The sequence below is a fragment of the Streptomyces sp. NPDC007346 genome (genome assembly GCF_040703535.1).
GTDB lineage: Bacteria > Actinomycetota > Actinomycetes > Streptomycetales > Streptomycetaceae > Streptomyces.
In genome coordinates, this window is the sequence record NZ_JBEYKR010000180.1 from 1 (window position 1) to 12,768 (window position 12,768).

Below are 12,768 nucleotides of genomic sequence, written 5' to 3' on the forward strand. Positions count from 1 at the left end.
TTCGTCATCAACAACGGTGTGCTGGTCAATGCCAACCTCGAGCAGCAGCTGTGCCAGGGCATCGCCACCCTCAACCGCAAGGCCCTGAGCGGCGACTCCCGCCGACGCCCCGTTCCGCGTATCACGGCAGCGGCACACAGAAGAGGAACCACTCATGCCATCCGTTGGAGAGCTTCTGGTCTCCGCCCTGCGCGAGCACGCCGTGGAGGTGGTGTTCGGCATTCCCGGAACGCACAACCTGGGGATCTACGCCCACCTGGACGGCTACGGGCTGCGGCACATCACCCCACGGCACGAACAGGGCGCCGGGTACGCCGCCGACGGCTACGCCCGCGTCTCGGGCCGTCCCGGTGTCGTGATCACCACGAGCGGCCCCGGTCTCCTCAACGCGGCGGCGGCCGTGGGTCAGGCGTACTCGGACTCCGTCCCGCTGCTGCTGATCTCCCCCGGGATGCCGCTCGCGCACCACCCCGGCGCGGGCCTGCTGCACGAGACCCGCGACCAGTCGGCGGCGCTCGCCGCGGTCTGCGCCGCCTCGCACCGGGTGACCGACCCGGCCGCGCTCCCGGCCCTGGTGGCGGAGATATTCGCCTCCTTCGCCACGGGGCGGCCGCGCCCCGTGCACCTGGAGATCCCCTACGACCTGATCGACCGGGTGGTCGACGCCCCGCCGGCGGCACCGCTGCGCACGGGAGCGCGCCCACCCGACGCCGAGGCCGCGGACCGGGCCGCGGCGTTCCTCGCCGCGGCCGAGCGTCCGGTGATCGTCGCGGGCGGCGGCGCCCGTGGCGCCGGTGCCGAGGTCCGGGCGCTGGCCGAACTCCTCGGCGCCCCGGTGGTGACCACCGCCAACGGCAAGGGTGTGCTGGCCGAGAGCCATCGGCTCGCGCTCGGCGCCACCCTGCACGTGCCCGCGGTGCAGGAACTGCTGGCCGCCTGTGACGCGGTGCTCGCGGTCGGCACCGAACTCTCCGAGACCGACACCTGGAACGGTCCGCTCCGGCTCGGCGGCGCACTGGTAAGGGTTGACACCGACCCCGGCCAGCTGCACCGCAACTCCCCCGCCGCCCATCCCCTCGCCGGCGACAGCGCGGAGACCCTCTCCGCGCTCCTCGTCCGTCTCCGCCCCACCGACGGTCCCCCCGTGCCGCGCGGCGGGGCGGAGACCCCCCAAGGCCGGCCCGCCCGGTCGGCAGCCGCCTTCCGGGACGCCCGCGCGGGCGTCCGGGCGTACGGGCGGCGGTGGCACGGCATCGTGGGCGCCCTGCGTGAGGCGCTGCCCGAGGACGCCGTACTGACCAACGACAGTGCGATGGCCTGCTACTTCGGGGCCATCGCGGGCTTCCCCGTGGAGCGCCCCGGCCGTTTCCTCTACCCCACCGGGTTCGGCACCCTCGGCTACGCGCTGCCCGCCGCGATCGGCGCGGCGCTGGCCCGGCCGGGCCGCCCGGTGGCCGCGCTCAGCGGCGACGGCGGGTTCCAGTTCAGCGTCAACGAGCTGGCCACCGCGGTCGAGCTGGGCGTGCCGCTGCCGGTGGTCGTCGTCTCCAACGGCGGGTACGGGATGATCCGCCGGGAGATGACGGATCGCGGCCAAAAGCCCCTCGGTGTCGACCTGACACCCCCCGACTTCGTGGCTCTGAGCCGTGCCTACGGTGGGCACGGCGTCCACGTGGGATCACCGGCCGAACTCCGTGACGCCGTGCGGCACGCCCTCTCGGTGCCGGGGCCCACCCTCGTGGTCGTCCCCGAACCGCCCATGCCGGACGGGGCGCCGGACGCGGCCGAGGAGTGACCCCTCCCGCCACCCGGTCCACCCGCACCACCACCCGCCCGACAAGCACCTGGGAGCTCCTGTGGAACCCGAGCCGTTTCTTCAAGTGACCTGGACCGACGAGCAGACCGGCGCCACCGGCCATCTGGTGATCGACCGGCTGCTGCGCGGCGCGGCCAGTGGGGGGCTGCGGATGCGGCCGGACTGCACCGTCGAGGAGGTCGCCGACCTCGCCCGCGCGATGACCCTCAAGGAGTCGCTGGTCTACCGCCCGGAGGACCATTACGCGCCATTCGGCGGTGCCAAGGGCGGCATCGATTTCGACCCCGCGGACCCGCAGGCCCCCGCGGTGCTGGAGCGTTTCCTGCGGGCGGTCCGACCGATGCTGGAGACCTACTGGTCCGTGGGCGAGGACCTGGGCACCCGGCAGTCCGACATCGACCGGGCCTTCGAGAACATCGGGCTGCGCTCGTGCGTGCACGCCGCGCTGCCGTTCGTGGCGGACGGCGCCGACGCCGGTCTGGACCGTATCTCCCGGGCCTTCTCCGTCGAGGTGGACGGGCTCGGCCTCGGTGACACGGTCGGCGGCTACGGAGCCGCCCAGTCGGTCCTGGCCGTGCTGGCCCAGCACCACGAGTCGCCGTTCGAACAGACCGCCGTGGTGCAGGGCTTCGGCTCGATGGGCGGCGCGACCGCCCGGTACCTGACCCGCGCGGGCATCCGGGTCATCGCCATCGCCGACCGGGAGGGGGTGCTGGCCAATCCGGCCGGGCTGGACGTGGAACGGCTGCTGGCGGGGCGGAGCACCTCGGGGATCATGGACCGCGGGACGCTCGGGGCCGGCGACACCCTGCTCCCGTCCGAGGAGTGGCTGTCGGTGGAGAGCGACGTCCTGGTCACCGCGGCGGCTTCGTACGCGGTGCACGACGGCAACCACGAGCAGGTGCGCAGCCGGTACGTCGTGGAGGCCGCGAACGTCTCGGTGCTGCCCGATGCGGAGGCGGCGCTGGCGGCCCGGGGCGTGATCGTCGTGCCCGATTTCGCTGCCAACTTCGCGGCCAACAGCTGGTGGTGGTGGACCCTCTTCGGGGACATCGGCCCCGAGGCCGACCAGGCGTTCGCGAAGATCGAGAAGGCCATGCACGACGTGACCGGCGAGATCTTCGACAACGTGCGGGCCACCGGCGTCACCCCGCGGGTGGCGGGTGCCGAGATCTCCCGGCAGAAGCTCGCCCTGGCGCTGAGCCATCAGCAGGAGGCGGCCTCCGGCCGCTGACTTCCCTCTGCGGCCGACCGTGCTGACAGGTCCGCCGGCTCCGTCGCGGTGGGGGCGGGGCCCCCGTGACCCTCCCACCGCCGGTTCTCCACGACCGGGTCCCTCCGTCGGACGGGCCCGGTCGTCAGGCGTCGTCCGCCGCCGCGACGGGCTTGCGCGGCGGCGAGGCGATCGTCGCGTCGACCAGCCGTCCCACTTCCTCCTCGGTCACCGACTCGGCGGCGAACAGGCTCCGGAACAGCATCGTCCCGGCCCACATGTCCAGCACCAGCGAGAGATCGGTGTCCTCGGGGAGGACCCCGCGGGCCACCGCCCGCTCCAGCACCACGGTGGACTGCTGCTTGCGGGCCTCCAGGATCTCCACCCGCATCACCTCGCGCAGCGCCTCGTCGTCGAACAGGTCGCCGATCAACGAAGGCAGTACCGCACGGAGCCGCCCCGACCCGTAGAACCTGAGCATCGCCTTGGATGCCACGGTGAGCATCTCCTGCCGGCTGTCGCCCAGGTCGTCGGTGGGCACCGCGTGCAGCTGGCTACGGATCACGTCCAGCACCAGCGCGGCCTTGTTCGACCAGGAGCGGTAGAGCGTGGCCTTTCCGACCCCCGCGTCGGCGGCCACGCCGCCCACGGTGAGCTTGGAATAGCCCAGTTCGGCCAGGTTCTTCCAGGCCGCGTCCAGGATGCGTTCACGAGCGTCCAGATCCCGCCGGTGCACTCCGGTAGAGTCCTCGACAACGCCGAGAGTTCGCTTCTGTCCCACAGTTTTCCTCCTCTCACCACACGCTTCAGGCCGGACGGCTCCGCTCATCGACGTGCGTTCGAAACGATACGACTCGTTTATCTTCCTCTCAAGTAACCTAAGCTTCCCTTCCGGCACCCCCCTTGGCGGGTGACCTGTCCGTGGCAGGCTCCGGTACCTCATCGGGAGATACCGGCACGGTGGTATCCGTACCGCGCAGTGCCCGCCAGGCGGCCAGCGCGGTCACCGCGGCCAGAGCCGCGCAGACTCCCACCGCCAGGTGCAGTCCGTCCATGAACGCGTCCCTGGCCGACGCCCCGAGCGCCCGGCCCGCCTCCTCCGGGAGCCGCGCCGCGGCCCGCATGGCGAGCGCGAGGGATTCGCGGGCCGCCTGCCCGACGTCGCCCGGCAGCCCGGCCGGCAGGTCGAGGCTGTTGCGGTAGGCCCGGCTCAGCAGGCTGCCGAGGACCGCGATACCCAGGGCCCCGCCCAGTTCGTACGCGGTCTCCGCGACCGCGGACGCCGCTCCGGCCCGCTCCTTGGGCACCGCCGCCATCACGCTGTCGGCGCTCACCGTGAAGGTCATCGCGACACCCGCGCTGGTAACGACCAGGGCGGCCACCACCGCGGGGTAGTTGACGTCGGTGGACAGCCAGAGGTACTGGAGCAGTCCGACCGTCACCAGCGACAGGCCCAGCCCCACCGTGCGCGACCGTCCCCAGCCCGCGGCCAGCCTGGGGGCCAGCACCGCGCCGAACACCGCACCGAGCACTCCGGGGAGCTGCGCGAGCGCCGAGTGCAGCGCGGACCAGCCCAGCACCACCTGGAAGTACTGCGAGCCGACGAAGCCCACCCCGGCCAGCGCGAACATCGCCATGACCGTGGCGCCGACCGAGGCGCTGAACGCCCGGTGGCGGAAGAGCTGTACGTCGATCAGGGGCGTGGCCAGCCGGCCCTGCCGCCGGGCGAACAGGTACAGCGCTCCCACGGCCACCAGGACGGCGATCCCCACGTCGCTCTGGAGCAGACCGTCGTGCGCGGCGTCCTTGATGGTGTAGATGAGCCCCGCCAGCCCGACCACCGAGAGCAGCACGCTCAGCGCGTCCAGCCGGCCCGGCTCCGGGTTCTTCGACTCGGGCAGGACGATGAAGCCGATCACGAAGATGATGGCCATCACCGGCAGGTTGATCAGGAAGACCGAGCCCCACCAGAAGTGTTCCAGCAGCACCCCGCCGACGAGCGGCCCCAGCGCGAAACCGGCCGAGCTGACGCTGGACCAGATGCCGATCGCCTTGGCCCGCTCCACCGGGTCGGTGAAGGTGTTACGGACGATCGACAGCGTCGAGGGCATGATCGTGGCCCCGGCGACGCCGAGCAACGCCCGTGCTCCGATGAGCTGTTCGGGACTGCTCGCGTACGCGGTGAGCGCGGACGCGGCGCCGAAGGCCACCGTTCCGATGAGCAGCAGTCTGCGGCGGCCGATGCGGTCGCCGATCGAGCCCATCGTGATGAGGAGCGAGCCGAGCGCGAAGCCGTACACGTCGGCGATCCACAGCAGTTGGGTGGACGACGGCCGCAGGTCGGCGGTCAGCTGGGGCACCGCGAGGTTGAGCACGGTGAGATCGACGGACAGCAGCAGCATGGCCAGGCAGGCGGTCACCAGCGTGGCCGCCTTGCGGCCTGGGCCGATCCTGGTGTGTTTCCTCATGTGGTCACGTTCTCCGATTCCGCTCACGGTTCACTGACGTACCGCTGACAGGGCCTCACCGAGCAGACGGAGAGCGTCGTTCCGGCTCATCGCGGCCCCCTTCGCGTGGGCACTTCGGCCCGCGTGGGGGCCGATCAGCCGCTGGGCGGTGGCGCTGACCCGGGCCACGTCGTGGTCGGTGGCCACCGTGGTGCCGCGCAGCGTGGTGGCCGCGCCGAGCACCGTGAGGGCCAGTGCCGGGTGGGCCGGCAGCAGCGCCCCGGCCAGCCCTTCCGCGGTGTCGGCGACGGTCGGCAGCTCCCAGCCGGTGAGCACCGCCTCCAGCGCCTCCGCGTGCCGGGCGCGGGCGGTGGCCAGGTCGCCCTCGGCCTCGGCGATGCGGCCGAGCGCGGTGAGCGTCCTGAGCCGGACCTCCTCACCGAGCCACGTACCGGAGCACAGGTCGAGCGCCGAGAGGTGGAGCCGGCGGGCCGCGGGCAGGTCGCCGCGGAGCCGGGCGTTCTCCCCGGCGGTGTGCCGGGCGGCGGCGAGCGCGCCCGTCGCCCCCGCCCGGCGGGCGAGCAGTTCGCCGCGCGCGCAGTCCGCCTCCGCGCCCGGCAGGTCGCCGGAGCGTCTGCGCTCGTCGGCCCGGCGGCAGAGCAGGTAGGCCTCGTTGGTGGCCGAGGCGAGCGGGGCGGCCAGCGCGATGCCCTGGTCGAGGAGGGCGAGCGCCCGGTCGTGGTCGCCGCGCCAGCGGGCCAGGCGGGCCAGTTCGGGGAGCACCTGGATCGCCCCGAGCCGTTCGCCGGACGCCCGGAAGCCCTCCAGGGCGAGGTCCAACTGCCGCTCGGCGCGCTCCGGTTCACCGCGCCCGGCGTACACCAGGCCCAGCACCTGACACGTGCCCAGGCGCAGCGAGGGGTTCTCCTCGAACCGCACCACGGGCGGCGTCGGCAGCGGTGCGTCGTGGTCCCCGGTGACCAGGGCGATCACCGGACGGGCCAGGACGATCAGCGGATGCGCGCCCTCGGTGTCGAGCCCTTCGGCGAGCTTCCCGGCCGCCGCCAGGTGGGCTCGCAGCTCCGCGTCCGGGGCCATGCCGAGGGCGGTGCCCACCACACAGGTCACGTACTCGGCGGCCAGTTCGGGCGGCGGTACGGTGCCGAGCGCGCACAGCACCTCGCGCATCCGCTCCGCCCCCTCCCCGGCCGGGGAGCGCAGCCACCAGTACGGCCACAGCTCGGCGCCCAGCCGCAGGGCGAGCCCGGGGTCCTCGCGGGTCGCCCAGCGCAGGGCCGCCGTCACGTCGTCGTGGGCCGCGGTGAGCCGGGACAGCCAGGGCAGGTGGTCGGCATCGCGCAGATGCGGGGCGGCGGCCCGGATCAGCTCGGTGACGTACGCGGCGTGCGCCCGGCGCACCTGCCGGGTCTCCCCGGCCTCCGCCAGCCGCTGCAGGCAGTAGGCGCGCACGGTCTCCAGCATCCGGAAGCTGGCCTCCCCGGGCACGGGGGTGAGCAGCGACTTGTCGGCGAGCGAGGTGAGCAGGTCCAGCACGTGGGCGTCGACCTCGCCGGCGGGTGAGGAGGGGGCCGTGGGCGAGCCGTCGGCGGACGGGAGGGGAGCGGAGGGCAGGCCGCAGACCCGCTCGACCGCCTGGGGCCCCGCCGCTCCGGGGAAGACCGCGAACCGGCGGACCAGCACCCGCTCGTCCTCGCTGAGCAGGTCCCAGCTCCACTCCACCAGGGCGGTGAGCGTCCGGTGCCGGGCGGCGGCAGTGCGGCTGCCCCGGGAGAGCAGCGCGAACCGGTCGTCGAGCCGGGCCGCCAGTTCGCCGACCGGCAGCGAGCGCAGCCGGGCCGCGGCCAGCTCCAGGGCGAGCGGGAGCCCGTCCAGGGCCCGGCAGATCCGCAGCACGTCGCGGATGGTCCCGGCGTCGAGGGCGAAGTCGGGGCTCACCGCGCCGGCCCGGTCCGCGAAGAGCCGTACCGCCGGGTAGTGGGCCGCGTCCTCGGCGGCGGGCGGGGGGCCCGGCGGGGGCAGCTCCAGCGGGGGCACCGGGTACAACGTCTCGCCCGTGATGTCCAGCGGCTCCCGGCTGGTGGCCATGATCACCAGGTCGGGGCAGCTGCCGAGCAGCCGGCCGGCCAGTTCGGCGACGTCGGCGACCACGTGCTCGCAGTTGTCCAGGACCAGCAGCAGGCGGCTCCCGGAGAGCGCTCGGGCCAGCAGCTGGGCCGTGTCGCCCGGCGGCCTGCCGTGCCGCCCGGGGGGTGCCGGGGTGCGTACCTCCGCGCCCCCCGGGCCCAGGGCGTCCAGCACGGTCCTGGCGATGTCCGCCCCACGGCTGTCCGGGGCGAGTTCGACCAGGCACACGTCCTGTTCGCGGCGGGCGGCGGCCTCGCTCGCCAGCCGGGTCTTCCCGGCGCCGCCGGGCCCGGTGAGCGTGACCAGCCGCACCCGGTCGAGCAGCACGTCCAGTTGGCGCAGGGCGTCCTCCCGCCCGACGAAGCTGGTGAACTGGGCGGCCAGTCCGCGCCGGAGCCCCGTCCGGCGGCCGGATTCCCCGCCCGTCACGGACGCCGGAGCCACCGGGGCGGCGGGCGGCTCGTCGGGGGTGTCCCGCAACACCGCCAGGTGCACGGCCCGTAGTTCGGCGCCGGGCTCGGTGCCCAGCTCCGCCGCCAGCACCCGGCGGGTCTCCTCGTACAGGGCGAGCGCCTCCGCGGTGCGGCCGCAGGCGTGCAGGGCGCGCATCAACTGCCCGCGCGGGCGCTCCCGCAGCGGGTTGGCGGCCACCAGCGTGCCGAGCTCCGCCACCAGCGGGCCCGCCCGGCCGCCCCGCAGCAGCTCCGCCTCGGCGAGATCCTCCCGGGCGGCGTCCCGCAGCTCCTCCAGCCGGGCCGCCCACGCGGTGGTGGCCGGTGTCTGGGCGGTGCCGCACAGCGCGGCCCCGCGCCACAGCCCGAGCGCCTCGCGCAGCAGCGTCGCGGCGGATCCGGGCGCTCCGGCCGCCAGCTCCGCGCGCCCCTCGGCGGCGAGTGCGGCGAACCGGTGGGCGTCCACGGCGTCCAGTTCCACGTCCAGCCGGTAGCCGCCCTGCTGGAACTCCAGCAGGGCGCCGTCGCCACCCAGCACCTGGCGGAGCCGGGAAACCTGCGACTGGAGGGCACGTGCCGCGCCCTCCGGGGGGCGGCTTCCGTACACACCGTCGATCAGCCGTTCCGCGGAGAGGACTCGTCCGGGGTCGGTCAGAAGCAGGGTGAGCAGGCTGCGCACCCGCGGTCCGCCCGTCGGGCGCGATTCGCCCCCGGGGGACCGGATTTCCAATGGACCCAGCACAGAGAAATGCATTCTCAAATCATGGCGCACACAGAGGTTCATCAATCGCTTCCCGCTGAGAGCGGCCGAATCCCGACCCGGCATCCTCTCCTTGGGCACCACAGAATATTCCCGCCACCATCTCGGACATGGAGGGAATATCGAGGAGTGCGTTTTCCGGCAGGCCGACAGAGGGCGTCGAGGAATTCTGCGACGCCCCGGCAGGGCTCGTCAACACGGCTTCTCCCACTCTGTCACCTTGCAGTGCGGAACGAAGGTGCAGCTCAAGGTGGACTCATGAAGTTGGAACGATCCGTTTCGTTCCAAGCTAGCGGCCGAGGCTCCCCTGCGTCAAGAGACCGTCCGAAAACGACCTGACACAGGCCGGTAATCATTGCCGCGAAGAAATCACCCGAGAAATCGTTGCCGTCCACTTCCTTGGCTGATTAGCATCTGCTGGCAGCCGCATACGGCTCCTCTCAATTGCAGGGAGAATCCATGTCACGCCGCCTCTTCACTTCCGAATCCGTGACCGAAGGCCACCCCGACAAGATCGCCGACCAGATCAGTGACACGATCCTCGACGCGCTCCTGCGGGAGGATCCGGCGTCCCGGGTCGCCGTCGAGACCCTGATCACGACCGGTCTCGTGCACATCGCGGGCGAGGTCACCACGAAGGCGTACGCGCCACTGGCGCAGCTCGTGCGCGAGAAGATCCTCGACATCGGCTACGACTCCTCGGCCAAGGGCTTCGACGGCGCGTCCTGCGGTGTCACGGTGTCGATCGGCGCGCAGTCCCCCGACATCGCCCAGGGCGTCGACACGGCGTACGAGAAGCGGGTCGAGGGCTCGGCCGACGAAGGGGACGGCCTCGACGCGCAGGGCGCGGGCGACCAGGGGCTGATGTTCGGCTACGCCTGCGACGAGACCCCGGAGCTGATGCCGCTGCCGATCCAGCTCTCGCACCGGTTGTCCCAGCGCCTGTCCGAGGTCCGCAAGGACGGGACCCTCCCCTACCTGCGCCCCGACGGCAAGACCCAGGTCACCATCGAGTACGCGGGCAGCAGGCCGACCCGGCTGGACACCGTCGTGGTGTCCTCCCAGCACGCGGCCGGCGTGGACCTGGACACCCAGCTGACCCCCGACATCCGCACCCAGGTGGTCGAACCCGTGCTGGCCGCCCTGCACGAGGACGGCGTCAAGCTGGACACCGAGGGCTACCGCCTCCTGGTGAACCCGACCGGCCGCTTCGAGATCGGCGGCCCGATGGGCGACGCGGGCCTGACCGGCCGCAAGATCATCATCGACACGTACGGCGGCATGGCCCGCCACGGCGGCGGCGCCTTCTCGGGCAAGGATCCGTCCAAGGTCGACCGCTCCGCCGCGTACGCGATGCGCTGGGTCGCCAAGAACGTGGTGGCCGCCGGCCTGGCCGCGCGCTGCGAGGTCCAGGTCGCCTACGCGATCGGCAAGGCCGAGCCGGTCGGCCTCTTCGTGGAGACCTTCGGCACCGGGCGGGTCGCCCAGCACCTGATCGAGGAAGCCATCTCCCAGGTGTTCGACCTGCGCCCGGCCGCGATCATCCGCGACCTCGACCTGCTGCGCCCGATCTACGCCCAGACCGCGGCGTACGGCCACTTCGGCCGTGAGCTGCCCGACTTCACCTGGGAGCGCACCGACCGGGTCCCGGCCCTGCGCGCGGCGGCCGGGCTCCGGGGCGAGAGCGCCACACCGGCGGCGGACGGTGCGGTGTGAGCGCCCGGGAGGCTCCCGGCCACCCGGCCACCCGTCCGCTTCCGCTGGTGGAGGCGATCACCGGTGGGGCACCGTCCTTCTCCTTCGAGTTCTTCCCGCCGAAGACCCCTGCGGGTGACGAGACGCTGCGGGCCACGATCCGCCGCATCGAAGCGCTGGCCCCCTCGTTCGTCTCCGTGACGTACGGGGCGGGCGGCTCGTCCCGGAGCCGTACGGTCGCCGTGACCCGGGCGGTCGCCGCGGAGACGACGCTGCGCCCGGTGGCCCATCTGACCGCCGTGGGGCACTCGGTGGCGGAGCTGCGGTCCATCGTCGGCCAGTACGCGGACGCGGGCATCCGGGACATCCTGGTCCTGCGCGGTGACATGCCCGGCGACCCCAGGGGCACCTGGGTCCCGCACCCGCAGGGCCTGCGGTACGCCTACGAACTGGTCGAACTGGTGCGCAGCCTCGGCCACTTCAGCGTGGGGGTCGCCGCGTTCCCGGAGGGCCGCGCACACCCCTCCGGCCGGCCGGCCGACCACGACGAGGAGATCCGTCACTTCGTGGCCAAGTGCAGGGCGGGCGCCGACTACGCGATCACCCAGATGTTCTTCGACGCCGAGCACTACCTGCGCTTCCGGGACCGGGTGGTGGCGGCGGGGTGCGACACCCCGATCATCCCGGAGATCATGCCCGCCACCGACATCCGGCAGATCCGCCGGTTCGCCGAGCTGAGCGACGCCGCCTTCCCCGAGGACCTCGCCCACCGGCTGGAAGCGGCCCACGGCGACCCCGGCGCCGGCCACCGGATCGGCGTCGACCACGCCACCGAGATGGGGCTGCGGCTGCTCGACGAGGGCGCGCCCGGACTGCACTACATCACTCTCAACCGTTCGTCGGCGGCCACCGACATCCACCGGAACATCCTGAGCGCGAGGAGCGCCGATGCGACCGCACCACTCGCCCGACACCAGTGACGGCCTCGCGCCCGACGCGACCGGCGCCGCGGCCGAGCGGCCCTGCCTGGTCATCACCGGATCCGTCGCCACGGACCATCTGACCACCTTTCCGGGCCTGTTCACCGAGCAGCTCGTCCCCGACCGGCTGGACAAGGTGTCCTTGTCCTTCCTGGTGGACGAGTTGGAGGTCCGCCGGGGCGGCGTCGCCGCGAACATCTCCTACGGACTGGGCGGGCTCGGGCTGCGCCCGGTGCTGGTCGGGGCGGTGGGCGCGGACTTCGCCGAGTACGAGGTGTGGCTCAAGGAGCACGGTGTCGACACCGGCTCGGTGCGTGTCTCGACGCGGCGGGAGACCGCCCGCTTCATGTGCACGACCGACCGCGCGCAGAACCAGATCGCCTCCTTCTACGCGGGCGCGATGGCCGAGGCCGCCGACATCGACCTGCACGAGGTCTTCTCCCGCACCGGCACCCCGGACCTCGTGCTGGTCTCCCCCAACGACCCGGGGGCGATGCTGCGGCACACCGCCCAGTGCGCGGCGGCGGGCGTTTCGTTCGCGGCGGACCCCTCCCAGCAGCTGCCCCGGCTGGACCGGGCGGAGGCACGGCGGTTGGTCACCGGCGCGCGCTGGCTGTTCACCAACGACTACGAGGGCTCGCTGCTGCGTGAACTCACCGGCTGGAGCACCGGGGAGGTGCTCTCCCAGGTCGGTGGCTGGGTCACCACGCTGGGCGCCGAAGGGGTGCGGCTGGAACGGGCGGACCAGGACCCGGTCCACGTCCCCGCCGTGCCGGTGGAGCTGGTCGTGGACCCGACCGGCGGCGGGGACGCCTTCCGGGCGGGCTTCCTGGCCGCGGCCGGCCAGGGGCTGGACGCGGTGACCGGGGCCCGGCTGGGCTGTGCGATGGCCGCCACCGCGCTGGAGCAGGTGGGCCCGCAGGGCTACGAGGTCGTTCCGGGGGCGCTGCTGGAGCGGGTCTCCCGGGGCTACGGGCCCGAATCGGCCGCGCTGCTGGCCCGCGCGGGGTTGCCGGACGCCCCTTAGGGGCCCGTACGGCGGATCGGGCCGCACCGGGGGCCGACGCTCCCGGCGCGGCCTGACGGGCCGGACGTGTGCGGCCTCCCGGGCCCGAGGGTCCGCACCACGGCGAGGTCCCGGACCCTGGGGTCAGGAGCCGGGGGCCCGGGGGCCACAACACGGAGAGGTTCCGGCGCCTGGCTTGCGCGCCAGTTCCAGCGCACGGGCCATGTAGTGGGCGTCGAGCACGTCGCGTTCGC

8 protein-coding genes are annotated in these 12,768 nt (G+C 73.4%); 5 read left to right on the forward strand and 3 right to left on the reverse strand.

Features of this window, described 5'->3' with window-relative positions; all coding sequences use genetic code 11:
• The first annotated feature begins 154 nt into the window (after nucleotides 1-154).
• Nucleotides 155-1,795 carry a 5-guanidino-2-oxopentanoate decarboxylase gene (locus AB0917_RS30600; protein WP_366822933.1) on the forward strand — a complete coding sequence of 547 codons (1,641 nt, stop codon included), beginning with the start codon at nucleotides 155-157 and terminating at the stop codon, nucleotides 1,793-1,795.
• An 85-nt stretch (nucleotides 1,796-1,880) separates the two neighbouring features.
• On the forward strand, nucleotides 1,881-3,050 hold the full coding sequence (locus tag AB0917_RS30605) for a Glu/Leu/Phe/Val dehydrogenase dimerization domain-containing protein (RefSeq protein WP_366822934.1): 1,170 nt from the start codon (nucleotides 1,881-1,883) through the stop codon (nucleotides 3,048-3,050).
• 124 nt (nucleotides 3,051-3,174) lie between these two features.
• On the opposite strand, the gene AB0917_RS30610 is transcribed toward AB0917_RS30605, so the two are convergent.
• The 3 genes from AB0917_RS30610 to AB0917_RS30620 form a co-directional block, all read right to left on the reverse strand.
• Nucleotides 3,175-3,810, reverse strand: a complete 636-nt coding sequence (locus AB0917_RS30610) for a TetR/AcrR family transcriptional regulator (protein WP_366822935.1) — start codon at nucleotides 3,808-3,810, stop codon at nucleotides 3,175-3,177.
• Between the two features lie 97 nt (nucleotides 3,811-3,907).
• Nucleotides 3,908-5,497: an MFS transporter gene (locus AB0917_RS30615; protein WP_366822936.1), complete on the reverse strand. Its 1,590-nt coding sequence runs from the start codon at nucleotides 5,495-5,497 to the stop codon at nucleotides 3,908-3,910.
• Nucleotides 5,498-5,527: 30 nt separating this feature from the next.
• Nucleotides 5,528-8,752 (reverse strand): BTAD domain-containing putative transcriptional regulator, encoded by a 3,225-nt coding sequence (locus tag AB0917_RS30620; RefSeq protein WP_366822937.1) that lies wholly within the window; start codon nucleotides 8,750-8,752, stop codon nucleotides 5,528-5,530.
• Between the two features lie 540 nt (nucleotides 8,753-9,292).
• Here AB0917_RS30620 and metK point away from each other — a divergent pair.
• From metK to AB0917_RS30635, 3 genes are read left to right on the forward strand one after another with little or no spacing between them, the layout of a single operon-like run.
• Entirely contained in the window at nucleotides 9,293-10,549 is a 1,257-nt protein-coding gene (gene metK, locus AB0917_RS30625) for a methionine adenosyltransferase (RefSeq protein ID WP_366822938.1), read from the forward strand.
• Between the two features lie 44 nt (nucleotides 10,550-10,593).
• On the forward strand, nucleotides 10,594-11,508 hold the full coding sequence (metF, locus tag AB0917_RS30630) for a methylenetetrahydrofolate reductase [NAD(P)H] (RefSeq protein ID WP_366822940.1): 915 nt from the start codon (nucleotides 10,594-10,596) through the stop codon (nucleotides 11,506-11,508).
• The gene (locus AB0917_RS30635) at nucleotides 11,477-12,535 is read left to right on the forward strand and encodes a carbohydrate kinase family protein (protein WP_366822939.1); all 1,059 of its coding nucleotides are present in this window, start codon (nucleotides 11,477-11,479) and stop codon (nucleotides 12,533-12,535) included. Before metF ends, AB0917_RS30635 begins: the two co-directional genes overlap by 32 nt.
• The last annotated feature ends 233 nt before the right edge of the window (nucleotides 12,536-12,768 follow it).

What these genes read in the sequence shown, in the direction of transcription:
- AB0917_RS30600 (WP_366822933.1), top strand. Translation starts at nt 155, where the DNA reads ATGCCATCCGTTGGAGAGCTTCTGGTCTCCGCCCTGCGCGAGCACGCC.
- AB0917_RS30615 (WP_366822936.1), bottom strand. Translation starts at nt 5,497, where the DNA reads ATGAGGAAACACACCAGGATCGGCCCAGGCCGCAAGGCGGCCACGCTG.
- metK (WP_366822938.1), top strand. Translation starts at nt 9,293, where the DNA reads ATGTCACGCCGCCTCTTCACTTCCGAATCCGTGACCGAAGGCCACCCC.
- AB0917_RS30635 (WP_366822939.1), top strand. Translation starts at nt 11,477, where the DNA reads ATGCGACCGCACCACTCGCCCGACACCAGTGACGGCCTCGCGCCCGAC.